We start from the raw sequence: 26444 nt of genomic DNA, 5'->3' as shown, positions 1-26444 counted from the left end.
TTTTTTCGGGATTAAAATTAAAAAGCTTTTAGGAGGTCTAGATTATGAATATTTTTGTATTAGTAAAACGTACTTTTGACACAGAAGAAAAAATCGTCGTATCCGGCGGTAAAATTCAAGAAGATGGTGCAGAATTCATCATCAACCCATACGATGAGTATGCAATTGAAGAAGCAATTCAAAAGCGCGACGCATTAGGCGGTAAAGTAACAGTTGTGACAATCGGTGGCGAAGATGCAGAAAAGCAGTTACGTACAGCTTTAGCAATGGGTGCCGATGAAGCGGTATTAATTAATACAGAAGATGATTTAGATGAGCTTGACCAATATTCTTCAGCTTATATTTTAGCGGAATATTTAAAAGACAAAGAAGCAGATTTAATTTTAGCAGGAAATGTAGCAATCGATGGTGGTTCAGGACAAGTTGGCCCGCGCTTAGCAGACCTGCTGGGCATTAACTACGTAACAACAATTACTTCATTGGAAATCGACGGCACGAACGTTAAGATTGTACGTGATATCGAAGGGGACGCTGAAGTATTAGAAACATCATTACCATTATTAGTAACAGCTCAACAAGGTTTAAACGAGCCACGTTACCCATCTTTACCAGGTATTATGAAAGCGAAGAAAAAACCGCTTGCAGAACTTGAATTGGATGATTTGGATATCGATGAAGACGATGTTGAAGTAAAAGTAGAAACAGTTGAAATTTACTTACCGCCACAAAAAGCGGCTGGTCGTGTATTAGAAGGCGATCTTTCTGCACAGGTAAAAGAATTAGTAAACTTACTTCATAACGAAGCAAAAGTAGTCTAATAGAAGTCAACTAGAGTACGAAAATTTTTACGAAGATGGTAATGGAGGGATATTCTATGTCAAAGAAAGTTTTAGTGTTAGGTGAAGTTCGCGAAGGGAGCTTACGTAACGTTTCATTCGAAGCAATTGCAGCAGGTTTACAAATCGCTGACGGCGGTGAAGTAGTAGGTTTATTAGTAGGGGATGCAGTAGCTGATTTTACGCAGGAATTAATCGCATATGGAGCGAGCCGCGTTATTACAGTTGAACATCCACACTTGAAAAACTATACATCTGACGGCTACAGCCAAGCAATTTTAGCAGTAGTAGAACAAGAAAATCCAGAAGCAATCGTTTTCGGTCATACTTCTTTAGGTAAAGACTTATCGCCAAAAATTGCTTCACGCCTACAATCTGGCTTAATTTCAGATGTTACGGAAATCCAAGGAGCTGGTGATGATACAGTATTCGTCCGCCCAATCTATTCTGGTAAAGCATTTGAAAAAGTAAAAATCAAAGATGGTATTATTTTTGCGACAATCCGTCCAAACAATATTCCGCCATTAGTAAAAGACGATTCTCGTACTGGTGAAGTAACATCAGTTTCAGTAGATATTACAAATTTACGTACAATCATCAAAGAAGTTGTGCGCAAATCAACTGAAGGTGTAGACCTTTCAGAAGCTAAAGTAGTAGTTGCAGGTGGTCGTGGTGTTAAATCCGGAGAAGGTTTTGAGCCATTAAAAGAGCTTGCTAATTTACTAGGTGGAGCAGTTGGCGCATCTCGTGGTGCATGTGACGCAGAATATTGCGATTACTCATTACAAATCGGCCAAACTGGAAAAGTTGTAACACCTGATCTTTACATCGCTGCAGGTATTTCTGGTGCGATTCAGCATTTAGCTGGTATGTCAAACTCTAAAGTAATCGTTGCGATCAACAAAGATCCAGAAGCAAATATCTTTAAAGTAGCGGACTACGGTATTGTTGGTGACTTATTCGAAGTAGTGCCAATGTTAATCGAAGAGTTTAAAGCGCTTAAAGTAAATGCATAATATTTGATTGAGGCTTCCTTCTTTTGAAGGGAGCTTTTTTTGAAGGAGTTAATGTATATGGTGCGGCAAATGGTGCTAATAACTGTATCAGAAATTCCAGTATAATTTAAAAGTTCTTATGTGTAGTTAATAAAATACAAGTTTTTTAAATATAAGAACCCAAGTTTCCAAAAAAGAATTAACATGTTTAAATTAAGGGGATATGTCTTCAAATAACTAATAAAAACTTTAATAAAAATTTATAAAGCATCAGAAAACAACAGTTAAAATCCGGTGCCTTTATATTCCCAAGCATTTTACTACTGTTTAATTGGGAAAACATGCTATACTACAACCATATGTTATTTAAGGAGGCTATTTAATATGGCAATTGTACACGCGACAGATCAAACATTTCCACAAGAAATTTCAAACGGCACAGTTTTAGTAGACTTTTGGGCTACTTGGTGCGGACCATGTAAAATGATTGCTCCAGTTCTTGAAGAATTAGATACAGAAATCGGTAACGATGTTAAAATCGTAAAAGTGGACGTAGATAACAACCAAGGTACTGCTGCTGATTACCAAATCATGTCAATCCCGTCGTTATTATTATTCGTAGATGGTGAATTAAAAGCAAAAACTGCTGGCTTCATGCCAAAAGAAGCGTTAATCGATTTCGTTAACGACAACAAATAATTATACCATTGGCCATTCAAACGCCAAGGCGCAATTGATATGTCAAAAAGCCGTATGCCGTATAAGGTGTACGGCTTTTTTCTAATACTCCAATCAGTTAAAATAAAAGAAAGGACATATTAAACAGGTGAGAAGATGAATGCAATCATTAAAGCAAAACTAGAAATATTACCGAACGAATCAGGTTGCTATATTATGAAAGACCGTCAAGGTACAATTATATACGTCGGTAAGGCCAAAATATTGAAAAATCGAGTGCGTTCTTACTTTACGGGAAGTCATGACGGCAAAACAGCGAGACTAGTCAGTGAAATTGAAGACTTCGAGTATATTGTGACTTCTAGCGATTTGGAAGCCCTTATTCTGGAACTGAATCTAATTAAGCTGCATGACCCGAAATATAATGTGAAATTAACAGATGATAAAACGTATCCTTATATAAAAATTACGAACGAACGATACCCGCGTATTATTACGACAAGAAAAGTGAAGAAGGATAAAGCAAAATATTTCGGACCGTATCCGAATGCCTATGCAGCAAACGAAACGCGAAAATTACTGGACCGTTTGTATCCACTTCGTAAATGTACACATCTGCCTAATCAAGTATGCTTGTACTATCATTTAGGGCAATGTTTGGCACCGTGTGTAAAGGACATTGAAAAACAAGTGTATGACGAAATGATCGATGAGATTTCAAAGTTTTTAAACGGAGGAGTCGAAGAAATACAGCAAGATCTTCAGCAAAAAATGATCGATGCTGCCGAAAATCTTGAGTTTGAGCGTGCGAAGGAATTCCGTGATTTGATCGCCCATATCGATCAAATTATGGAAAAGCAAAAAATTGTAACAGATGATTTGAGCAACCGAGATGTATTTGGCTATGCAGTGGAAAAAGGCTGGATGTGTGTTCAGGTATTTTTTGTGCGTCAAGGCAAACTCATTGAGCGCGATGTATCGATTTTCCCGATTTATAATGAGCCGGAAGAGGAATTTTTAACATTTGTCGGCCGTTTTTACGAACAGCCGCATCATTTATTACCAAAAGAAATCTTTGTTCCGAAATCGATTGACGTAACGATTTTACAAAAGCTGTTGGATGTTAAAGTAGTGACACCGAAGCGCGGATCAAAAAAAGAGCTTGTTGATCTAGCGATGAAAAATGCAGAAATCGCCATTCACGAGAAGTTCCAGTTAATTGAACGTCAAGAGGAACGGACAGTAGGGGCTTGTGAAGCACTTGCCGAAGCGATGCAAATTCCATTGCCGTTAAGAATTGAAGCATTTGATAATAGTCATATGCATGGAGCTGATCCGGTTTCAGCAATGGTTGTTTTTATAGACGGGAAGCCTGCGAAAAAGGAATACCGGAAATATAAAACAAGAGAAGCGGCTAAACATGATGACTATGGTGCGATGCAGGAAGTTATTCGACGCCGCTATACACGTGTATTGCGGGAAAATCTGCCATTGCCTGATCTGATTCTCATAGACGGAGGAAAAGGGCAAATGGAAGTTGCACGAGAAGTAATTGAAGACGAACTGGGGTTAGTCATTCCAATAGCGGGGCTGGCAAAAGACGAAAAGCACAATACGTCCCAGCTTTTATTTGGTACGCCGCCGGAAGTTGTTCCGTTAAAGCGTACGAGTGACGGTTTTTATTTATTGCAGCGCATTCAAGATGAGGTACACAGATTTGCAATCACATTTTTACGTCAGCAGCATCAGACAAATGCGATTACTTCGGTTCTTGATGGAATTGAAGGTGTAGGTCCGAAGCGAAAGCAGCAACTTATGAAACATTTTGGATCCGTAAAAAAAATTCGCGAGGCAAGCGAGCTGCAACTGCAGGAGTCCGGTGTTCCGGCAAAATTGGCGGAAGTTATTTATCGTCATTTTCATGAAGCACCATTGAATAAAGAATAATGTTATGCTAATATTTAAGACAATTCAATATTTACTAAGATAGAGGTGCAGTATTCAATAGTACATTGCTTGAGGAAGAACAATTCCATTGACAGCAATCGAAAGGGGGTCCTGCCGAAGTGAAGTGCGTATTGTTCGCGTAGTTTGCTGGTTTTGCATTTAAGAGATGTAAAACTGTCAGAGCTTTTTGTTCTGGAGGGCTATCCTGAAAAACTTATAACTATTTATTTGTATTGACGGCGGCTTTCCATGAACATGGAAAGCCGTTTTTTGTTTTCGGTTTTATTCAAGGAGGGGAAAAAATGGAGACAGTTGTAGTAAAGTTTGGTGGTCCGGCACTGACTACACCGGAAAAAATAGTACAGGTAGCTAAAAAAGTGATAAAAGAGCAAGGACGTGGCATAAACTTAGTCGTTGTCGTTTCTTCAATGCCCGCTTTACGACGAGAATTCCGACAATATGCTGCCGAAATTACCGATGAGCCGTCGAAACGGGAAATGGATGCGCTTGTCGCATCAGCAGCACAAATGACAAGTGCAATGCTGGCGATGGCAATTCAGGAGCATGGTGGTAAAGCGGTGTCGCTTGCTGGTTGGCAAACAGGCATTCAAACAAATCAAAAACATGGCAATGCACGGATTGATCATGTAGATAGTAAACGGATTGAGGAATATTTAGCATTAGGAGAAATCGTCGTAGTAGCTGGTTTTCAAGGAGTTACGGGGACAGAGAATATTTCAACATTCGGCAAAGGGGGTTCTGAAACTTCAGCGGTTGCATTGGCGGTTGCTCTTGAAGCAGAGCGTGTCGAGATTTTTTCATCGGTTGAAGGGATTTTCACGGCAGACCCAGAAATTGTTAAAGAATCCAGGAAACTTCCGGAAGTTTCTTATGATGAGATGTTGGAATTTGCAAATTTAGGAGCTAAAATTTTGCACCCACGTGCGGTTGAACTTGCCAAGAAATATAATATACCGCTCATTGTACGCTCTTTCGTACAAGACGTGGAAGGCACTTTTATTAAAGGGGATGTAGACATGGAGAAAAACTTACTTGTACGCGGGGTAGCCTACGAATCGGATATAATTCGTTTGACGATAGGCTATGATTCTTATGAAACCGCGTCATTGGCAGAAGTGTTTAGTGTTTTAGCAGAAAATGATATCAATGTGGATATTATTGTGCAAGCAGTCATTGATGGCGTGAAGCCGACCATTTCCTTTACAATTTCGAAAGATGAGTTTGCGGAAGCTTTACGGGTATTGGAAACTAGTAAACTGTCGCTTGGCTTTAGTTTTGCGGATTTTGAAGTAGGTTTAGCGAAAGTATCTATTATCGGTTCTGCCATGGCATCCAATCCGGGGGTGGCCGCACGCATGTTTGCACGGTTGGGTCGCGAACATATTCCTGTAAAAATGGTCAGTACTTCAGAAATTAAAGTGTCTGTCGTTATCCCACAGGATGAGATGGTTCGTGCTGCGAATGTGTTGCATGAGGAGTTCAATTTGGCGATGAAAGAAGTAACCGCTTCTTAAAGTAATAGCTGGAAATGAGCTGTAATGGCTTATTTCCAGCTTTTTTATTGAGTAAATTTGCTGCTTCAGCAATAATTGATTATGATAAGGTGAAGGCTAAATCTTCTCTTTTAAATCCCATTTTAACGTAAATTTTACGACATGTTTGTCATTATCTTTTTCTTCATAGCATTCCGTCAAATAGCCAAGCTGCTTTTGTTTTTGTTCTGCTAAAAAGCCAGCTTCAAGACGGAAGCAACGTTGTACAATATTGAGTGGCAGTTCTTCTGTCGTCAAAAGTATGTAATGAAGTTCGTCCTTCGTTTCTTTTTCCAGAACTAACTGGCCCCAGCCAGCTTCCATAAAAAATGAAGGCAGTTCATCCATAGAAAACAATGGGAACTTTCTTGCAATTTCTTTACCTGCCCAATATAAAACATCTTCTTCATGCTTACCTAAAATAGAAGGAAGAAGATGGTCACGAATGATTTCGTACCCAAAAGTTGGAATCGTTTTCATTTTGTACCCTTCCATATAAAAAACCTCTTTCATAAATTTTCTTATAATTTTCATTCTTTCATGAAAAAATGAGTTATAAGCAGAAAAAACAGTTCTCAAAACAGCGTAAAACCGTCTTTAAAATGATTATAAAATATCCCGCGTTGCCTTGACGCTAGTATCTGTTGAGAGTACAATGGACATGTCATAATATTGTACCATGATGAAATGCGCAGTCAACATCACAACTTTTACAAATTTGAGACGTTGCGCATGTGTATTTCAAGTACTAAGGGGGGTAACAGTTTTGTCGAAAGATCGTGAATTTTTATGGCGCCGCTTACACTCGTTATTAGGTGTAGTTCCTGTCGGGTTGTTCTTGGTGTTCCACTTATTTCTGAACTTCACTGCAGTTGGCGGTGAAGAAACTTACAATAACGCAACAGGTGTTATGGAATTACTTCCACACTCGTTGTTGTTAGCGATGGAATGGATCATTATCTATATTCCATTAATGTTCCACGGATTCTATGGAGTGTATATTGCATTTACTGCAACTTACAATACTGGACGATTCAGCACATTCCGTAACTGGATGTTTGCATTGCAACGTTTCACAGGTATTTTCCTTGTAATCTTCATTGCGTGGCATATTTTCCAAACACGTATCCAAAAAGCATTCGGTGCTGAAGTTGAATTTAATATGATGGTTGAAATCGTTGACAATCCATTAATGTTAGTATTCTACATCTTAGGTATCGTTTCAGCAGCATTCCACTTAGCGAACGGTTTATGGTCGTTCTTAGTAAGCTGGGGTATTACGCAATCAAACAAATCTCAACGAATCGCAACTTATGTTACGTTGTTAATTTTCGTAGTATTAGCAATCGTTGGTGTTGCAGCTATCTTAGCATTCGTCTAATCACTTAACTTGTTCACTACTACATAGTTAAGATCCTAGATGGAATGAAATATGAGTAAAAGTTTTTAGCAATTAATGAGGAGTGAGAAATAATCATGGCAAAAAGTAAAGTTATCGTCGTTGGTGGCGGTCTTGCTGGCTTAATGGCTACGATTAAAGCAGCTGAAGTTGGTACTGAAGTTGAATTATTCTCGTTGGTTCCAGTTAAACGTTCACACTCTGTATGTGCACAAGGCGGAATTAACGGAGCAGTTAATACAAAAGGTGAAGGGGATTCTCCATGGATCCACCTTGATGATACAGTTTATGGTGGCGACTTCTTAGCGAACCAACCACCAGTTAAAGGTATGTGTGATGCAGCACCTGGTATTATCCACTTAATGGACCGTATGGGTGTAATGTTCAACCGTACTCCAGAAGGTTTACTTGACTTCCGTCGTTTCGGCGGTACGTTAATGCACCGTACAGCATTCTCTGGTGCGACAACTGGTCAACAATTATTATATGCCCTAGATGAGCAAGTTCGTGCACACGAAGTAGCTGGTTTAGTTACGAAATATGAGCACTGGGAATTCCTTGGTGCGGTGCTTGATGACGAAGGCGTTTGCCGCGGTATCGTAGCACAAGATTTACGTTCTGAAGAAATTCGCTCATTCCGTTCTGATGCTGTAATTATGGCAACAGGTGGTCCTGGTATTATCTTCGGTAAAACAACAAACTCAGTAATCAACACTGGTTCTGCAGCATCGATTGTTTATCAACAAGGTGCAACATATTCAAACGGTGAAATGATTCAAATTCACCCAACAGCGATTCCTGGAGACGACAAAAACCGTCTAATGTCTGAATCTGCTCGTGGTGAAGGTGGACGTATCTGGACGTATAAAGACGGTAAGCCTTGGTACTTCTTAGAAGAGAAATATCCTGCTTACGGTAACTTAGTACCACGTGATATCGCAACACGTGAGATTTTTGACGTGTGCGTAAATCAAAAATTGGGTATTAATGGCGAAAACATGGTATACTTAGACTTATCCCATAAAGATCCTCATGAATTAGATATTAAATTAGGTGGTATTATCGAAATCTACGAGAAATTCGTAGGTGATGACCCACGTAAATTACCGATGAAAATCTTCCCAGCGGTACACTATTCAATGGGTGGATTATGGGTTGACTATGACCAAATGACTGAAATCCCTGGTTTATTCGCTGCAGGTGAATGTGACTACTCACAACATGGTGCAAACCGTTTAGGTGCGAACTCATTATTATCAGCGATTTACGGTGGTATGGTTGCTGGTCCAAATGCTGTTAAGTACATTAAAGGACTTAAAAAGCATGCAGAAGATTTACCTGAAGAAATCTACACGCGTCGCGTACAGGAAGAAACAGAGAAATGGGAAGCTATTCTTAATATGGATGGTACAGAAAACGCTTACTTGCTACACAAAGAGCTTGGTGAGTGGATGACTGACAACATGACTGTTGTACGTGTAAACGCAAAATTAGAAGAAACTTATGCGAAATTAACTGAGCTTCAAGAGCGTTGGGAAAACATCAACATTAACGACACACAAAAATGGTCGAATCAAGGTGCTCACTTCACTCGTCAGTTAAAGAACATGCTATATTTAGCTAAAGTTATGACTAAGGGTGCATTATTACGTAACGAATCTCGTGGGGCTCACTTCAAGCCTGAATTCCCAGAACGTGATGATGAAAACTTCTTAAAAACAACTATGGCGAAGTTCGATCCGGCAACGGGCGAACCAATTATTACTTATGCCGAAGTAGACGTTTCGTTAATTCCACCACGTAAACGCGACTACTCAGCGTAGAAGGGGGAACTAAACAGTGGAAACAGTAAATACTGGTAGAACAGTTAAGTTAGAAATCGTTCGTCAAGACAATGAGAATGGTGCTACACGCGTTGAAAAGTTCGAAGTTCCTTACCGTCCTGGTATGAACGTTATCTCTGCTCTAATGCATATTCAAAAATATCCTGTTACTGCTGATGGTCAAAAAACGACTCCAGTATCATGGGATATGAACTGTCTGGAAGAAGTTTGTGGTGCATGTTCAATGGTAATCAATGGACGTCCGCAACAATCTTGTTCAGCATTAGTAGACAAGTTAACTCAACCAATTCGTTTAGAGCCAATGAAAACTTTCCCGGTTATCCGTGACTTACAAGTAGACCGTGAGCGCATGTTTAACGCACTTAAGAAAGTTAAAGCATGGGTACCAATCGATGGTACTTATGATTTAGGTGAAGGTCCTCGTATGCCGGAGCGCAAACGTCAATGGGCTTATGAATTATCAAAATGTATGACTTGTGGTGTATGTATGGAAGCATGTCCAAACGTGTCTGAATCAGCATCATTCATCGGTCCATTTGCTTTATCACAAGTACGTTTATTCAACACACACCCAACTGGTGCAATGAATAAAGACGAGCGTTTAAATGCAATCATGGGCGACGGTGGTCTTGCAAACTGTGGTAACTCTCAAAACTGTGTAGCTGCTTGTCCAAAAGGTATTCCTTTAACAACATCTATTGCTGCACTTAACCGTGAAACAACAGTTCAAATGTTCAAAAACTTCTTCGGTTCTGACCACATGGTTGACTAATCGAATGAATATAATTGACCCTCACTTCGGTGAGGGTCTTTTTGTTTTGATCGCTTTTTGCTTCTGACAAATTATGCTATAATGAATGGGTATTCATTGTCAGGGGATGATGAGCTAATCAAACAAAGGGGGAATTTTTTATGCGAGCTACATATATTCAGGATGCAGCAGAGTGGATGGCAGGGTTTTCATTTTCTACAAAGGTAAAGGTACGATTTTCAGAAACAGATATGTACGGGCATGTAAACAATACAAAAGTATTTGCCTATTTCGAGTATGCACGTATCGAATATTTTAAAGCATTAGGATTTAATTTTACTGCTGGATCGGAAACAGGAAATATGCTCGTTGTGGCAGACATTCAGTGCGATTATTTGAAAGAAGTGTTCTTTGATGAAGAACTTACAATTTTTGTTAAAACAGCATCAATCGGCACGTCTTCAATTGATTTGCATTATTTGGTGAAAAATGAAAAAGATGAAGTATGCTATACGGGGCGCGGAACGCTTGTACAATTGAGCAGTGACACGGGGAAAGGTGTCCCTCTACTGGAAGAGCAAAAAAAATTATTGCTTGGGAAATAGTTAAATGCCCTCACCTGCTTTGTATTTTCGACATAATGTACAAAGAAGAGGATAGGAGGGTGTTGCAAAATGAATCGTCCGCAGCATCGTTCGCTGTTAACAAAAAGAGAACGTGAGATTTTTGAGCTATTAATAAAGGACTATTCAACACGGGAAATATCAACGAAGCTAGGCATTAGTGAAAAAACCGTTCGTAATCATATTTCCAATACGATTCAAAAGCTGGGTGTATCAAGTCGTACGCAAGCGATTCTTGAGCTTTTGAGACTTCAGGAATTGTCAATATACTGATTCGATGCTTGCTATTTTATAAAAAAAACTTCAAAATAGAACTATGAAACGCATCGAGGAGTGAATGGAGTAGATGAAAGATCACAGCACACATAGCTCTGAATCTGTAGCAATCCTGGAAAAAGAACTGAGATATATTTCACACTTAATCAAACAAAAAGGTCGAGAAATTTTAAGCAATTATACGATTACGCCTCCGCAATTTATTGCATTGCAATGGTTGCATGAATCAGGGGATATGACGATCGGTGACTTGTCGACGAAAATGTATTTAGCATTTTCGACAACAACAGATTTAGTGGACCGGATGGAGAAAAATGAATTGGTACAGCGTGTACGTGACGAAAATGATCGACGTGTTGTACGGATTCATCTTTTACCTGAAGGCGAAAGAATTATCGAAGAAGTAATTTTTAAGCGTCAAAATTATTTGCGGGATATTACACAGGAATTTAACGCTGAAGAGTTTGAACAATTATCAAGAACATTACAAAAACTACATTTATTAATGAAATAGGATAGAGGCGGTACAAGTGAATGCCCCAATTGGTGTTATCGATTCCGGAGTTGGCGGATTAACAGTGGCAAAAGCGATTATGGAGCTTTTGCCGAATGAAACAATATATTATATAGGTGATACGGCGCGATGTCCTTACGGGCCACGCACTAAGCAAGAAGTCCGCAATTTTACATGGGAGATGGCAAAAGCGCTCGAAAAGATGAATGTGAAGATGCTTGTCATTGCATGTAATACTGCGACTGCCGTTGCATTGGAAAGTCTGCAAAAACATATGCCATTTCCGGTTTTAGGAGTTATTAATGCAGGGGCACGAGCGGCCATAAAAAAGACAAAGCGCAATGAAGTTGTCGTATTAGCGACAGAAGGCACGATCAAAAGTGGCGCATATGAAGAAGCGGTGAAATCATTGTCGACAAAAGCGAAAATAATTCCACTTGCCTGTCCTACATTTGTGCCACTCGTTGAAAGTGGCGAATACGAAGGCCAATTTTCGTATGATCTCGTTGCGAAAGGGTTAAAGCCGCTTGAAGATGAGCGATTTGATACAGTCATTTTAGGCTGTACACATTATCCTATTTTACAAAAGCAAATTGAGGCAGCAGTAGGCTCACAAGTTCATGTCCTGTCATCTGCCGAAGAAACGGCAAAAGATGTCGAAGCGATTTTAAGCTATACAGGACAATTACGAACAGATGAAGAACCGCCCAAGCATATTCTGCATGCATCTGGTTCCGTGCCGATTTTCCGTTCCATAGCAGAACGTTGGCTGGAAAAAGGTGAATTGGATATACGTAAAATTACATTTGAAAAATAGTTGTTAGCTCAGATTAGGCATTTTGTCTAATTTGAGCTTTTTCCTTCTATGTCTTGCTTTTCTGCTTTAGACACTCCTTAAATTGTGATAAGATAAGTGCGCGAACAAATTGAGGAGGTCACGAATGACTAGACATGACTTACGAGCTGTGAATGAATTACGTCCAGTTCAAATTGATAATAATTATTTAATGCATCCGGAAGGCTCGGTATTAATAACCGTTGGAAATACAAAGGTGATTTGTACTGCAACGATTGAAGAAAAAGTACCTGGTTTTTTACGTGGACAAGGTAAAGGTTGGATTACGGCTGAATATTCCATGCTACCACGCGCTACAGAGCAACGCACACGTCGTGAAAGCTCTGCAGGGAAGGTAAGTGGCCGCACAATGGAAATTCAACGCTTAATCGGCCGTGCATTACGTGCTGTCGTTGATTTAGAAGCTCTTGGCGAAAAAACGGTATGGATTGACTGTGACGTGATTCAGGCAGATGGTGGAACGCGTACGGCATCGATTACAGGTGCATTTGTAGCGATGACACAGGCAATTGCGAAATTAGGCGTTGACAAGCCATTCGTGAAATTTCCAGTAACAGATTATTTAGCTGCAACTAGTGTCGGAAAACTAGAAAATATTGGCGCAGTTTTGGATTTAAACTATGTAGAAGATTCAGCTGCACAAGTCGATATGAACGTTATTATGACAGGTGCCGGCGAATTTGTGGAGTTACAAGGAACAGGCGAAGAAGCGACATTCAGCCGCTCAGAACTCAATGAATTGCTCGATTTAGGAGAAGCCGGGATTGCGCAGCTAATCGAGATGCAGAAAACAGCACTAGGTGACACCGCAAACTTGATCGGAAAGGTGGAAGCATAATGAAACAAGTAGTAATCGCAACAAAGAACAAAGGAAAAGCGAAAGACTTTGAAGCACTATTCGGACCATTCGGCTATGAAGTTGTCACAATGTTTGAGGTTGCTCCAGATGTGGAAATTGAAGAGACAGGTACGACTTTTGAAGAAAACGCAATTTTAAAAGCGGAAACATTAGCGAAGATGCTCGGTCAAATTGTAATTGCTGACGACAGCGGTTTAGCGATCGATGCATTAAATGGTGAGCCTGGAGTGTATTCAGCACGATATGCCGGTGATCATGACGATGAAGCGAATATGGTGAAAGTGCTGGAAAACATGAAGGACGTTCCGGAAGACCAGCGTACAGCCCGTTTCTGCTGTGCATTGGCGATTGCAGGTCCGAATATGGAAACGAAAACGGTATTTGGCACATGTGAAGGCATGATAGCATATGAAAAGAAGGGAACAAACGGATTCGGTTATGACCCGATTTTTTATGTACCTGCATTGGAAAAGCATATGGCTGAGCTGTCTGCCGAAGAAAAAGGTGCCATTTCACACCGAGGCAATGCCATTCGTAAACTGGCATTGCAGTTAGCGGAATTTCTGAAATAACAATTCCGGCAATTGTTGGAAATTGTAAAAATTTGTTTAATAACGATTGAATTTTTATTTCAATGCTGTCACACTAAGAATAGAAATGTAAAGGATGTGGATACGAATGAAGCTATTGATTATGAGTGATACACATGGTGACGAGGAAATCATTGAACGTGTAAAGGGCTACCATCCAGATGCGTATAAAGTGATCCATTGTGGCGATAGTGAATTGCCGTATGCGCATCCTCTTATGCAAGGGATAGAGTGTGTGAAAGGTAATTGTGATCATGACCAGAACTATTTGGAGGAGATGCTGTTTCAGGTAAATGGAGATCGTGTGTATGTGACACACGGGCATTTATACGATGTGAAAAACTCTCCGATGAAACTGATTTACCGCGCAAAGGAAGTCGGCGCACAAATCGTATGTTTTGGTCATTCACATATACTTGGCGCGGAATATATCGATGACATTTTATTTATTAATCCGGGTAGCTTACTGAAGCCTCGACGGATAAAAGAAAAATCATTTGTCACACTTACAACAACTCCAACGCATTTTACATTACAATGTTATGATGATAATAATAATTTGATTGATGAATTATTTTATGAGCGTTAATTATCAAAGTGAAGTCTTGATTTAAAGAGGACTTCACTTTTTTAATGCAGAATTTAGAGAACAGAAAATTATTTTAGTTAAATAATAATTTTTTTGAATTAGGTTGTTGACTTTAAATGAAATGTACCATATAATAAAAAATGTCTTAATTACCAATTGGTGATGAGAAACATGTCTCAGTAGCTCAGCTGGATAGAGCAACGCCCTTTAAGTATATAGGAGCCTTTATACGGAAAATGAACGTATAAAGTGGACGACACCGTATCGGTAAACCCTTAACAGATCATGCTGATGGCAATACCGAGGAAACGAGATCATTTGAATGGCTTTATGCAGGTAAAATGATTGCAGCAATTTAATTGTGAGAGGTTCCGTAGAGACTAAACGTGTCGCACCTGAAATGGTGAAGTTATAGTCCAGACCAACAAATTATACACATGTATAAGTAGTGAAAACTATAGTGGTAAGCTAAGGCGTCGGTCGGGGGTTCGAATCCCTCCTGGGACGTACATAAAACCGTCAAACTTGAATTAAACAAGTTTGATGGTTTTTTTTTGCAAAAAATTAACTAGTAGATTAAAATAAGAACAAATGTTCCTTATGGAGGTGATTGCATGTACTTTCATCATACAAAAACAAAAGGAGATTTAGCGGTATTAAAAAGCCAATTGGATTTATTTGAAAGAGGTTATTTGGTGTTGCTGCCTCAGACTGAGCATGCACCTTTTGATATCGTAGCATACAAAGAACAACAATTTTGGAGAATACAAGTTAAGTATCGCAATATGAAAGAAAACGGAACGATGTATGTAAAGTTTCAACAATGCTACTCGACTAAAAATGGCGTACAAATGAAGGATGTCGATAAATCGCAAATTGACTTTTACTGTGTTTATTGTCCGGAGACGGATCTCTGCTATTATTTTGACCCAAAATTTTTCAATAAATCCGTTACAATTAGATTAAAGGAAACTAAAAATAAACAAACAAAGGGTGTTTATTTAGCGGAGAAATTTTTAGAAATACCTGAAAGAATTTGAGTATTAAACTCGGCTTTGGTTAATTTAAGTAAAGGTAAGTGGTTGAATCGAAATAATTTACTTTTCTTTAAAAACCCATGAAAAATACTTTTGGCACAAGAGGCAGTTTACCGATGCAATCAGCCTTCAATTATGGAAGGCTGAAATTGCTCGTAATTAGTAGTAAAGGACCTTCAAATAAGAAAGCCCGATTTTATTTCAGCTTTATATTTTCTATATACAGATCAACATCTTTCATTAATTGTTTAAATAATATTCTATTTTTCTTTTTAATGTTTATTTTCTTTCTTGCAGCCCTTAAAGAGAATTCTTCATGAACAATACAACTTCTGAGATTCGCCAATAATTTAGTATTATTCTTAAAAATTAAGTTATCACCCAACTGTTCCTCTAAATCAAGAATTATATTGTTATCCGATTTATTTTTATATTTACGTTTGAAAATAACTTTATAAATGTCTTTTAACAGTTGTTCTATTAATGAATATAACTCAACTGTGAGCGTAGCGTATTTACGGTCTCTGCGCCGACCGTAAAATTCCTCCAATTCATAATCGCTTAATAGCTCCAGCCATTTAAAAGTACCAGCTTTATTCGAAGTATTTTTTACAATTTGCTGAAATTCTTTTTCGATTAAACAAAGATCTGCAAATGCATGATCTTTTAATTTTTTGATTTCTTTCTTTTTACTCAACTAAAACACTCCTTCCATCGTTGGCTTTGAAAGCGAAGGGGAAGCTCAATCGCTCATCGCTCCCATTTGCAACAACTCTCTTATATTTCTTACCCGTATTTTTGTAATTTGTAAGCTAAAAAAAGTTACTATGCTCCGATCTATTTTATGTTTCCAGTTGGAAAATGAAAAAAGTTATAAAATGCATAATATTTTCCTTGTTATTTATAATGGATTTTATTGAAATTAGTGAATTAAATGTAAATTAATTTGAATTAAATGGCATTTTTTTAATTAAAATTATGCGTAAATTGTATTGGAATCTACAACTATTCTGTCTATTAACGAATATTTTCTTTATTTATTTAAAAATAGTTCGTGTTTTGTTGACAGTTTAAATAACAGATGTTACTATGAGTTTGTGAAAATTTAATATTATTCTCGTATAATATTGGGGATATGGCCCGAGAGTTTCTACCAAGCTACCATTAATAGCTTGACTACGAGGTTATGTATAGATATAAGGGGATAATCTAATCTTCTATATCCTCTCCACTATGTACATACCTTGTGTCAAGCACCGGTTTAACAAACTCGGTGCTTTTTAATTTTTACAAACTAACAACAAGATAAACAGGAGGAGTAAATTTCAAGATGATAAAAAGTACGAAGAACATAGCGATGTTATTACTTATGGCTTTAATGACTGCTGTTCTAGCAGCATGCGGGAATGATTCAGCTGATGGGAAAGAATCTAATTCTGGTGAAGAAGGGTTGAAAATTGCCATTGTAACAAGTCCTTCAGGCGTAGACGATGGGAACTTTAATGAAGATAACTATAACGGTATTTTAAGCTTTATCGAAAATAATCCTACAGCAACAGTAAAGGCTGTTAAAGAAGAAACGGGTGATCCTGCTGCAGCTGTACAAGCCGTTGCTGATATTGTAGCGGATTATGATGTTATTGTAACACCTGGTTTCCAATTTGCCGGGATTTCTAATATCGCTGTAGAAAATCCGGATAAAATCTTTATTTTAAATGATTCTGAGCCAACTCCAGTAGATGGCCAAACAGATTTCGAAAACATTTATGCGATGAATTTCGCTGAACAAGAAAGTGGTTTCTTTGCTGGCGTAGCTGCAGCACTTGAAACAAAAACTGACAAAGTAGCAGTCGTAAATGGAATTGCTTATCCATCCAATGTAAATTATCAATTTGGCTTTGAATCAGGCGTAAACTACGCGAATAAAGTTTATGGAAAAAATGTAGAACTTATCGAGTTATCTGGTTATGCAGGGACGGATGTAACAGGTGCCGATGTTGGTGGTAACTATGCAGGATCATTTGCAGACGAAGCAACTGGTAAAGTTATCGGGAATGCATTAATCAAACAAGGTGCAGATATTATTTTCGTTGCAGCAGGCGGTACTGGTAATGGCGTATTTACAGCAGTAAAGGAAGCAAAAGACGATGTAAAAGTTATTGGTGTAGATGTTGACCAATTTGACGAAGGGGCAAATGGATCTGAAAATATCGTACTTACATCTGGTGTGAAATTCATGGCTATGAATATTGAAAAGGCGCTAAATTCTGTAGTAGACGGCAGTTTTAAAGGAGGAAATGTAGTTCTCTATGCAGACACAGATTCCACTGGTTTTATTAAAGAAGAAGGTCGTCATCAACTTTCAGAGGATGCACTAACTAAAATGAATGAAGCTTACGAATTAGTGAAAGATGGCACAATTGTACCTGCTTCTAATTTTAATGAACATTCGCCGGAAAAGTTTCCAGGTTTATAAGATGAATTAGAAACAAAATAAAATAGAAGTTTATCATTTCCTAAATGAACGATTAGAGGAATGATGAACTTCTATTATTTTTCCTACTATTGTGATAAAGGAGACCGAACGATGTCTGACTATATTATAGAAATGAAACATATCACTAAGAGATTCCCTGGAATAGTAGCAAATGATGATGTATCCATCGGCATTAAAAAAGGAGAAATCTTTGCTTTACTTGGTGAAAATGGTGCAGGCAAGTCAACATTGATGAGTATGCTAAGTGGCTTGTACGAACCGGATAGTGGAGAGATCCATATTCGGGGAGAAAAAGTTCAAATTAGCTCGCCTAACCATGCAGCAAATCTTAACATCGGAATGGTCCATCAACATTTTAAGTTAGTTGCCGATTATTCGATTACAGAGAATATTATTTTAGGAGTTGAACCAATCAAAAAATTTGCCGGTATCTTTCCGTACGTCGATATTCGAAATGCCAATCGAAAAATTGAGGCACTATCAAAGAATTTTGGTTTAGAGGTGGATCCGACAAAAAAAATAGCAGATTTAACTGTTTCGATGCAGCAACGTGTGGAAATTTTAAAGGTGCTTTACCGTGAAGCAGAAATTCTGATTTTTGACGAACCTACAGCAGTCTTAACACCGCAGGAAATCGATTTTTTACTTGGTATTATAGAAGGTCTGCGAAACAGTGGAAAAACAATCTTATTAATTACACATAAGTTAGATGAAATTAAGAAAATAGCCGATCGTTGCGCGGTATTGAACAAAGGCAAATTAGTGGATGTATTGGATGTAAAAACAACTTCTGTGAATCATATGGCTCAATTAATGGTAGGTAGAGAGGTAAGCTTTAAATCAGAAAAAGTACCTCCGCAATTTAAAGAAGAAGTATTGAAGATAGAACATTTAACCGTGAAAAATGAGGACGGCTTTGAAGTAGTCAAAGATGTTTCCTTTACGATACGCAGTGGAGAAATCTTTGCGATTGCAGGTGTTGCTGATAATGGCCAAGTTGAAATAGCCGATGCGATTGCAGGATTGACGAAAGTCAGTGGAGGTAACATATTACTCAACGGCAAGGACATTACACATGACAGTATAAGGAATAGAACCGAAACTGGAATATCCTATATACCTGAAGATCGACAAAGTTACGGTCTGTTTTTAGATTTTGATCTATCAACAAACTTGGCATTAAAGCAGTATTATAGAGAACCATTTTCTAACAAAGGAATTTTAAATAAACAGGAATTTGATCAATTTGGCAGCCAGTTAATTGATCAATTTGATATTCGAAGTGGACAAGGGAGTAAAACGCAAGTTCGTTCGATGAGTGGCGGTAATCAGCAAAAAGCAATTATTGCTCGTGAGATCGAACTACAATCCCCACTTATGATTTTCGTTCAGCCAACACGGGGAGTAGATATTGGCGCGATTGAAAATATTCATAACATGATTATTGAACAACGGAATCAAGGTAAAGCGATTTTACTCATTTCATTGGAATTGGATGAAATTATGAATGTGGCGGATACGATCGGCGTTATTTTTAATGGCCAGCTTCAAAAAATTGCAAGCAGTGAATCGTTAACTACAAATGAAGTCGGCGAATACATGATGGGGGCAAAGCATGAAAAAAGATAAAAAGAAAACAAGCTTAAGTTATCGTCTGTTTTGGCCAATACGAAATGAGAAATGGCAGCCGATTACAATACCAGTTGCGTCTATATTAATTAGTTTCGTTGCCGCGGCAATTGTCATTCTGTTACTTGGTAAAAATCCGTTACAAGCATTTTATAACTTGTTCCAAGGTGCAGGAATCCTGCCTAAGGAGTCTTATGCTGGCTACAAGAGCATGCTCACTGATTTTTTAAGTTTGCTTAACGCAATGACGCCACTTGTATTTGCAAGTTTGGCGGTTGCTGTCGCATTAAAAGCAGGTCTATTTAATATTGGTGTTTCCGGGCAAATGCTCTTCTCCGGTTTTTTGGCAACGATAATCGTTGGTTACAGTGGATTAGATGCTTTTATTGCTAAACCTCTTGTACTGTTAATCGGAATTGTTGCCGGCGGACTAATGGGAGGATTAGTAGGGTGGCTAAAATACCGATTTAACATTCATGAAGTTGTATCTACAATTATGTTAAATTATATTGCCCAATATGTTATAAGCTTCTTTATTCAACTGTATTATATTGATCCGGTTTCTAGACAATCTCAATATATTTCAGAAGCTGCAAGATTAACGTTAGTAAATGTTGAAATCGCAAACTTGAAAATGGATATCCCATTAGGCTTCCTATTAGCTATTATGGTTGCGATCTTAATAAAATTTATTATGGATAAAACAGTCGTTGGTTTTGAAATTAAAGCAGTTGGTTCCAATCGGAATGCAGCAAAATATACAGGAATTAAAGTCGGGAGAAATATGATCTTAGCGATGATTATTTCAGGAAGTTTGGCTGGGCTTGCAGGTGTAACGTTTTATTTAGGCTACTATTCTTCCATACAGCCAAAAGTATTATCAACGATCGGTTTTGATTCGATTGCGGTTGCACTATTAGGGAACTCTCATCCAATCGGGATTATTTTTTCATCATTCCTCATCTCATCGATTGATCAGGGAAGCACGTATATGAGTTCACAAGCTGGAATCAGACAAGAAATTGCTTCTGTAATTATTGGATTAATCTTGTTATTTAGTGCATGTGGTGTGTACGTGAAACATAAAGTAAGCCGCTTGAAGGACAAAGAAGTGGAACGAAAGGACAGTGAATCATAATGAGTACAATAATTATTGATGGATTATCCTTTGCACTGCCACTTTTTATAATGGCAATAGGTGGAATATTTAGTGAAAAAAGTGGAATAACGAATTTGGCACTTGAAGGCTTTCAAGGTTTCGGGGCATTTGTTGGAGCGCTGTCAGCTGTTTTAATCGCAAATGCTTTAGGTACAGATGTTCAAAACATGTTTTATGTGTCACTTATTTTTGCAATGATTGGTGGAATGAGTTTTTCCGTAATCCATGCAATACTGTGTATTAAGTTTAAGGCAAATCAAGTAATAAGTGGTGTTGTAATAAATATTTTAGCATTAGCTCTAACTGCTTTCCTCACAACGCAAATAAATGCACTTGTTTTTGGAGCAGCTTCGGACAAGTTCCGGTTAGGTGTATCCGAAAGATTTACGATTGAAGGATTAGGTGATATACCTGTGATTGGTGCGATTTTTACCGATGTGTATCCTTTCCAAGTAATTATCGTATTAATTGCTATTTTTGCTTGGTACCTTTTATATAAAACACGCTTCGGTATGCGTCTTAGAGCAAGTGGGGATAATCCTCATGCAGTTGATGCAGCTGGTGTAAATGTATTGAAAGTCCGTTTTTCTGCGGTTTTAATATCCGGTTTATTATCCGGTTTAGCGGGTATGTGTTTTGCCTATTCAATTTCAGCTAACTTTTCTTCAAACATATATATGGGGTATGGGTTCTTAGCAATTGCTGCGTTAATTTTCGGTAACTGGAGAATCCTTCCTACATTAGCTGCTTGTCTTTTATTTGGTTTTGCAAAATCCGGCGGAACATATATTGCGCAAGTGATGGCATTACCTAGTAGTTACACTGATTTGTTTATGATTTTACCGTATGTATTAACTTTATTGTTATTAATCTTCTTTTCTAAATCAAATCGTGCTCCGAGAGCATTAGGTGAAATTTATGATAAAGGTAAAAGGTAATAACTAAGGCAACAATCAAAGCTGCCGTCTGTATTATGCAGGCGGCAGCTTTTTTACATTATAGTAACTAAGCGACATATGTTCAATTTAGGTAGCCATGAATCGTTACTAAATCTTCAACAACTCCACACTCTCTTTTGAATCAAGCTACACAATCATTTCTGCCCAAGCATCTGGCTTCTTCGGCAACATAGCATAGTACGCTTTTAAAATTCCTATTTTATTACATTAATTGATGGTGTGTTTTTCAGTTTATTTCAATCGTATTTCAAAATGTATCCATAAAACACGTATATTGTGAAGATTTTCACTTATACTAACGTGGGAAAATGCTTATGTTATAGGATAAATAAAAGAAACAGATATTTGTGGTAATAAAATGGCGAATCAAGGGTAATTAAAGTTATATGGACATGCATTCAAATAAGAAGCATGGCATCTTGAGGAAACTGCGTTAATTGGAAAGGAAGGTACCTATGAATAAAAAATGGAACAAACAGTTTATTGGTGGCGAATGGAGAGAAGGAAACAGCGAAAGAGTTTACGTTGATCAGAATCCATATAATGAGGAAACGATTGCAGAAATTCGGTTGGCAAATGAAATGGACATAGATGAGGCGTATAAGGCTGCCAAAGACGCACAAGAAGAATGGGCGCAGGTCAATGCCTATCAAAGACAAGCAATCATAGAAAAAGCTGCACAAATTGTAGAACGACGTAGAGAAGAAATCGTGCAGATTTTAGTGGAGGAGAATGGGGCTTCCCATACAAAAGCGAACATTGAAATTAGTGGCGCAATTGGCATTATGAAAGAGTCTGCTACATTTCCTCTCCGGATGCATGGACAAATAATGCCATCCATTATTCCTGGGAAAGAGAACCGGGTTTATCATAATCCTGCTGGGGTAGTGGGGATCATTAGTCCGTTTAATTTCCCGTTTCATTTAACGATGCGTTCCCTTGCTCCTGCTTTGGCAACAGGCAATGGGGCTGTGCTTAAACCTGATCTGCAGACGATGATATCAGGCGGACTCATTCTAGGTGAAATTTTTGAAGAGGCTGGTATCCCTAAAGGATTACTAAATATAACGGTTTGCAGCTCATCAGAAATTAAAGATGCATTTGTTGAACATCCGATTCCTCAAATTATTTCTTTTACCGGTTCTACACAGGTAGGGCGCCATATTGGGGAGCTATGTGGAAGAAACCTGAAACGTGTCGCTCTGGAACTTGGCGGGAACAATGTCATGCTCGTTTTGAAAGATGCTGATGTGCAAAGAGCAGCTGCTTCTGCTGCCTTCGGTAAATTTTTAAACAGCGGGCAAATTTGTATGTCGCTGAATCGGATTGTTGTTGAACGCCCGGTATATGAATCGTTTCTAAAAGCATTTGTGGATAGAGCATCCAAAATTAAATACGGAGATCCAAGAAATGATGATGTGGTTGTCGGTCCGCTTATTAATAATAAACAAATCTCCCGAATTCAACGATTAATCGACCAAAGTATTGAAAAAGGAGCAGAATACGCCCTTCAAGGGGAAGTGAAAGGTAATGTACTAGCTCCAACTATTTTGACGAATGTTACGAATGATATGCCGATAGCTCAGGAAGAAATTTTCGGACCTGCAGTGGGTGTAATCGTTGTAGATAGTGAGGAAGAAGCAATTCGCGTTGCCAATGACAGTGACTATGGATTGAGCGGTGCCGTTCATGCCGGTACAACAGAACATGGTGTCGAAGTGGCAAAACAGATAGTTACAGGAATGATTCATGTTAACGATCAGGGAGTCAATGATGAACCAATCGTTGCCTTTGGCGGAGAGAAAGCTTCAGGTTTAGGCCGATATGGCGGCGAATGGGCAATCCATGAATTTACAACGACAAAATGGATCTCTGTTCAGACAGACCCACGAGAATATCCGTTTTAAAATTTATATCAATAAGAAAAGACCTAATCATAATTATGGGTTAGGTCTTTTTATTTTATAGGTATATAAAAAGCTTTTCGGTTATTGAGTCTTTTGGTTCAGTCTCGACTAAATTTTTTATATAAACATAAATTAATGGAAAATGAAAAAAATTAGGAATTGAGTTGTATTATATAAAAGAGTATTGTTAAGATAGGCTTAATGAAATAGTAGTAAATAAATTCCTGTTTTATTAGTTAATAGGTACAAAGTGAATATATTTTGTTTAAAAGAGTAAATTAATATAAAAGTGAGAAATTTAATTCATAGATATATAGAACCAATTTCTAATCTCGTGTTATAATAGTATGTGGAACATAAGGGCTATTTTGATTGGCAATAAAATTGCGAGGTAAAAAATGAAGAAATCATCATTATTACAAGAAGAAAAAAATTCCACAGTATTGTTTTCATGGTTATTTTATATTGTATTTTTTGTTTATGAAATCTTCTACTATAACCTTTTTCCAGCATTTCCGTGGAATAATGTTGGAGCAAATAGTAGAGTAGTGTACGATTTTATGTATGCTAAATATATTATTATCATTGCGCTTATCCCTTTTTCTATTTATTTAATTAAAAAGGGAAAAGTAGAATTAGTAAAATATATTGTATTTTTTGGTTATTTTTCAACTAATTTAATTTCTGATATATTATATTATAAAGATAGTGCGCTTCCTTACACTAGTGGAAACATGGTAGAACTTGTAATTATACTTTTCTCACCAATCTTTGTGAATAAGAAATTTACATATTATATAACTGGTGGTTTAATATTAAAGTATATTCTGGTTGGATTATTTATACAGGATCCGCTAGTTTTATTTCCGATTAGTATAATGGCTGTATTATCCTTTATTTCCTTCCTCCTCTTACATCGATTTTTAAATTATATTAAAGCATTAAAGTACTCATATGATGAACAATTGGAAGGCGTTGTAAAAGGGGTTATTGCTATACTGGAGTTGAAGGACCCTTATACTCGAGGACATAGTGAACGTGTTGCCGCATATGCGATGAACATGGCAGAAGCAACAGGAAAGTTCAAACCCTCTGAATTAAATAATTTTTATTATGCTTGTCTTTTACATGATATTGGAAAAGTAAATATACCAGATGCTATTTTGACAAAGTCTGGTAGATTGACTGATGATGAATATGATATAATTAAAACACATCCGGTAGTGGGAGCTGAAGCTATACGAGATGTCGATGGGATTGCCGATAATATTGAAGTGATTTACCATCATCATGAAAGATGGGACGGGAAAGGTTATCCGGATGGATTGACTGGCGAAGATATTCCATTTTTAGCCAGAATTACTGCTGTCGCAGATGCTTTTGATGCGATGACTTCATCCCGATCCTATCGTCCAGCACTTCAAATTGAAGAAGCCCATCAACGAATTATTGATGGGCAAGGGAGCCAATTTGACCCGCAACTGATAGAAATATTTAAACAGATATACCCCGAATGGATTAAGATATCTAAAATATATCATAAGGGTATGGATATGAGAGGAGGGCAAAAACGTGAAAATTCGCAAACTTAGTAAAATTAAGGTTACTTGCTGGTGGTGTTGGTATACTCCAAAAGGATGAGTAAGTAAAGCGTTAGGATGCTAGAATTATAGCATCCTATTTTAATTTGTAGAGGAGGCTATACGTTGAAGGTATCCTTGCATTCCAAAATAACGTTATATCCGTTATCCATTCGAAAAGATAAAAAACATTATATTGTAGAAGAGCCGATTTCCGGGGATTTCTTTGAATTGCCTGAGATTGGTGTTGATGCCATCAAACGTATGGAACAAGGTGAGAAACTCGTTTCCATTGAACATGCATTAAAAAATTTATATCCAGATGAAGAAGTGGATATAATTGATTTTGTAGAACAGCTGTTGGAGTTAGGACTTGTTCAAGAAGTAGATGGTGTGCTCGTTAAGAAAGAGCGGTCTAAATCCACATCACGTTCGGGTGGTTTCCTATGGATTCCGCATTCGGTGGGGCGCATATTTTTTAATGGGGTGATGAACAAGATCTACTTGCTTTTGCTCGTAGCGAACATCGTCATGCTCATACTGAATCCGGATTTTTTCCCTCATTATAAAGATATATTTTTGTTTGATTCTATGATGCAAAATATTATGAGTTATTTATTTATATCTTTACTTTTAATTTTAATACATGAATTTGGACATATCCTTGCCATTCGATCACATGACTTGCCGGCTAAATTAAGTATTGGAAATCGGCTGATATTTATTGTTTTTGAAACAGACCTCACTCAAGCTTGGAAGCTCGATCCCAAAAAGAGAAATATACTCTACCTTGCCGGACTGTCCTTTGAGCAAGTAATTCTTTTCCTTTCACTTGGTGCAATGCTTCTTTTTCCGGATGCGGGAATTATAGGAATTCTCGGGATCATCGTTTTGGATATTTTCATTAAATTTATCTATCAATGCTGTTTCTATATGAAAACCGATGTATATTATGTTGTGGAAAATATAACAGGCTGTTATAACTTGATGGAAAACGGCAAAATCTATTTGAACTCCAGATTTAAGAAACGACGAAAAGATGAGGAAATTAATAAAGAAATGTTCCATGGAGAATGGAACTTGATCCGTCTGTATAGTGTGTTTTACATAGTTGGAGTTGTTTTAACATTAATTTTGGCCGTGTTGTATTTTGTACCGCAGCTTTATTATACTTATACTACCATTTATTTAAATCTTCTCGGAACAGGCGATCGTGCCGCGTTTTGGGATGCTATTGCATTTTTGATCATGACAATGCTCATGCTTGTTCTGCTGATGTATGTTGCAAATAAGCAAAGGCATGAGAACAGTTAGCTTATATATTATAAAATGCCTTGCAGGTATGCTCTGCAGGGCATTTTTTATT

Annotated in this window: 25 protein-coding genes and 2 riboswitches; of the genes, 23 read left to right on the top strand and 2 right to left on the bottom strand. The window is 37.8% G+C overall.

The genetic code is table 11. The features are described 5' to 3' along the window. Window positions 1-44 precede the first annotated feature (44 nt). From MHH37_RS14310 to MHH37_RS14290, 5 genes are all read left to right on the top strand, one after another. A complete protein-coding gene (locus MHH37_RS14310) occupies window positions 45-818 on the top strand; it encodes an electron transfer flavoprotein subunit beta/FixA family protein (protein ID WP_008405030.1) in 774 nt (257 codons plus the stop codon). A gap of 56 nt (window positions 819-874) precedes the next feature. Further along, a complete protein-coding gene (locus MHH37_RS14305) occupies window positions 875-1852 on the top strand; it encodes an electron transfer flavoprotein subunit alpha/FixB family protein (RefSeq protein WP_342573593.1) in 978 nt (325 codons plus the stop codon). A gap of 363 nt (window positions 1853-2215) precedes the next feature. Continuing rightward, window positions 2216-2530 (top strand): thioredoxin, encoded by a 315-nt coding sequence (gene trxA / locus MHH37_RS14300; RefSeq protein ID WP_342573592.1) that lies wholly within the window; start codon window positions 2216-2218, stop codon window positions 2528-2530. A 135-nt stretch (window positions 2531-2665) separates the two neighbouring features. Next, window positions 2666-4456: an excinuclease ABC subunit UvrC gene (uvrC, locus tag MHH37_RS14295; protein ID WP_342573591.1), complete on the top strand. Its 1791-nt coding sequence runs from the start codon at window positions 2666-2668 to the stop codon at window positions 4454-4456. A 32-nt stretch (window positions 4457-4488) separates the two neighbouring features. Continuing rightward, window positions 4489-4667, top strand: a riboswitch (Lysine riboswitch). A 91-nt stretch (window positions 4668-4758) separates the two neighbouring features. Then, the gene (locus MHH37_RS14290) at window positions 4759-5991 is read left to right on the top strand and encodes an aspartate kinase (protein WP_014823164.1); all 1233 of its coding nucleotides are present in this window, start codon (window positions 4759-4761) and stop codon (window positions 5989-5991) included. Between the two features lie 96 nt (window positions 5992-6087). On the opposite strand, the gene MHH37_RS14285 is transcribed toward MHH37_RS14290, so the two are convergent. After that, window positions 6088-6504, bottom strand: a complete 417-nt coding sequence (locus MHH37_RS14285; protein ID WP_008405035.1) for a YslB family protein — start codon at window positions 6502-6504, stop codon at window positions 6088-6090. 271 nt (window positions 6505-6775) lie between these two features. Between MHH37_RS14285 and MHH37_RS14280 the strand changes: the two genes are divergently transcribed. The 11 genes from MHH37_RS14280 (at window position 6776) to MHH37_RS14230 (ending at window position 15350) form a co-directional block, all read left to right on the top strand. Next, complete coding sequence (locus MHH37_RS14280) at window positions 6776-7390, top strand: succinate dehydrogenase cytochrome b558 subunit (RefSeq protein ID WP_008405036.1); 615 nt, start codon at window positions 6776-6778, stop codon at window positions 7388-7390. Between the two features lie 95 nt (window positions 7391-7485). Beyond that, window positions 7486-9231 (top strand): succinate dehydrogenase flavoprotein subunit, encoded by a 1746-nt coding sequence (sdhA, locus tag MHH37_RS14275; protein WP_008405037.1) that lies wholly within the window; start codon window positions 7486-7488, stop codon window positions 9229-9231. Window positions 9232-9247: 16 nt separating this feature from the next. After that, window positions 9248-10024, top strand: a complete 777-nt coding sequence (sdhB, locus tag MHH37_RS14270) for a succinate dehydrogenase iron-sulfur subunit (RefSeq protein WP_008405039.1) — start codon at window positions 9248-9250, stop codon at window positions 10022-10024. 140 nt (window positions 10025-10164) lie between these two features. After that, window positions 10165-10608: a thioesterase family protein gene (locus MHH37_RS14265; protein ID WP_008405040.1), complete on the top strand. Its 444-nt coding sequence runs from the start codon at window positions 10165-10167 to the stop codon at window positions 10606-10608. A 69-nt stretch (window positions 10609-10677) separates the two neighbouring features. Further along, window positions 10678-10899: a LuxR C-terminal-related transcriptional regulator gene (locus MHH37_RS14260; RefSeq protein ID WP_008405041.1), complete on the top strand. Its 222-nt coding sequence runs from the start codon at window positions 10678-10680 to the stop codon at window positions 10897-10899. A gap of 73 nt (window positions 10900-10972) precedes the next feature. Further along, window positions 10973-11416 carry a MarR family transcriptional regulator gene (locus MHH37_RS14255; RefSeq protein ID WP_008405042.1) on the top strand — a complete coding sequence of 148 codons (444 nt, stop codon included), beginning with the start codon at window positions 10973-10975 and terminating at the stop codon, window positions 11414-11416. A 16-nt stretch (window positions 11417-11432) separates the two neighbouring features. Continuing rightward, entirely contained in the window at window positions 11433-12233 is an 801-nt protein-coding gene (gene racE, locus MHH37_RS14250) for a glutamate racemase (protein ID WP_014823166.1), read from the top strand. Between the two features lie 124 nt (window positions 12234-12357). Then, window positions 12358-13110 carry a ribonuclease PH gene (gene rph / locus MHH37_RS14245; RefSeq protein ID WP_008405044.1) on the top strand — a complete coding sequence of 251 codons (753 nt, stop codon included), beginning with the start codon at window positions 12358-12360 and terminating at the stop codon, window positions 13108-13110. Then, on the top strand, window positions 13110-13703 hold the full coding sequence (locus tag MHH37_RS14240; protein ID WP_342573590.1) for an XTP/dITP diphosphatase: 594 nt from the start codon (window positions 13110-13112) through the stop codon (window positions 13701-13703). The genes rph and MHH37_RS14240 overlap by 1 nt, the downstream gene beginning before the upstream one ends. 106 nt (window positions 13704-13809) lie before the next feature. Then, the gene (locus tag MHH37_RS14235; RefSeq protein ID WP_008405046.1) at window positions 13810-14310 is read left to right on the top strand and encodes a metallophosphoesterase; all 501 of its coding nucleotides are present in this window, start codon (window positions 13810-13812) and stop codon (window positions 14308-14310) included. Between the two features lie 614 nt (window positions 14311-14924). Next, window positions 14925-15350 carry a group I intron-associated PD-(D/E)XK endonuclease gene (locus MHH37_RS14230; RefSeq protein WP_342573589.1) on the top strand — a complete coding sequence of 142 codons (426 nt, stop codon included), beginning with the start codon at window positions 14925-14927 and terminating at the stop codon, window positions 15348-15350. Window positions 15351-15543: 193 nt separating this feature from the next. Here the strand turns inward: MHH37_RS14230 and MHH37_RS14225 are convergent, their stop codons facing one another. Then, window positions 15544-16044, bottom strand: coding sequence for a nucleoside-diphosphate sugar epimerase (locus MHH37_RS14225; RefSeq protein WP_342573588.1), 501 nt, complete (start codon window positions 16042-16044; stop codon window positions 15544-15546). A gap of 400 nt (window positions 16045-16444) precedes the next feature. Next, window positions 16445-16546: riboswitch (purine riboswitch) on the top strand. Between the two features lie 131 nt (window positions 16547-16677). Here MHH37_RS14225 and MHH37_RS14220 point away from each other — a divergent pair. From MHH37_RS14220 to MHH37_RS14190, 7 genes are all read left to right on the top strand, one after another. Further along, window positions 16678-17823 carry a BMP family ABC transporter substrate-binding protein gene (locus tag MHH37_RS14220; protein WP_342573587.1) on the top strand — a complete coding sequence of 382 codons (1146 nt, stop codon included), beginning with the start codon at window positions 16678-16680 and terminating at the stop codon, window positions 17821-17823. Between the two features lie 111 nt (window positions 17824-17934). Next, on the top strand, window positions 17935-19473 hold the full coding sequence (locus MHH37_RS14215) for an ABC transporter ATP-binding protein (protein ID WP_342573586.1): 1539 nt from the start codon (window positions 17935-17937) through the stop codon (window positions 19471-19473). Then, the gene (locus MHH37_RS14210) at window positions 19460-20611 is read left to right on the top strand and encodes an ABC transporter permease (protein ID WP_342573585.1); all 1152 of its coding nucleotides are present in this window, start codon (window positions 19460-19462) and stop codon (window positions 20609-20611) included. Before MHH37_RS14215 ends, MHH37_RS14210 begins: the two co-directional genes overlap by 14 nt. Continuing rightward, a complete protein-coding gene (locus MHH37_RS14205; RefSeq protein ID WP_342573584.1) occupies window positions 20611-21570 on the top strand; it encodes an ABC transporter permease in 960 nt (319 codons plus the stop codon). Before MHH37_RS14210 ends, MHH37_RS14205 begins: the two co-directional genes overlap by 1 nt. A 476-nt stretch (window positions 21571-22046) precedes the next feature. Further along, a complete protein-coding gene (locus tag MHH37_RS14200) occupies window positions 22047-23498 on the top strand; it encodes an aldehyde dehydrogenase family protein (RefSeq protein WP_342573583.1) in 1452 nt (483 codons plus the stop codon). 398 nt (window positions 23499-23896) lie between these two features. Continuing rightward, window positions 23897-25090 carry an HD-GYP domain-containing protein gene (locus MHH37_RS14195; RefSeq protein ID WP_087615837.1) on the top strand — a complete coding sequence of 398 codons (1194 nt, stop codon included), beginning with the start codon at window positions 23897-23899 and terminating at the stop codon, window positions 25088-25090. A gap of 114 nt (window positions 25091-25204) precedes the next feature. Continuing rightward, window positions 25205-26392: a peptidase gene (locus MHH37_RS14190; RefSeq protein WP_342573582.1), complete on the top strand. Its 1188-nt coding sequence runs from the start codon at window positions 25205-25207 to the stop codon at window positions 26390-26392. The last annotated feature ends 52 nt before the right edge of the window (window positions 26393-26444 follow it).

The organism is Solibacillus sp. FSL K6-1781, assembly GCF_038630735.1.
GTDB classification, from domain to species: domain Bacteria; phylum Bacillota; class Bacilli; order Bacillales_A; family Planococcaceae; genus Solibacillus; species Solibacillus silvestris.
This window is presented reverse-complemented; position numbering and strand designations above follow the sequence as displayed.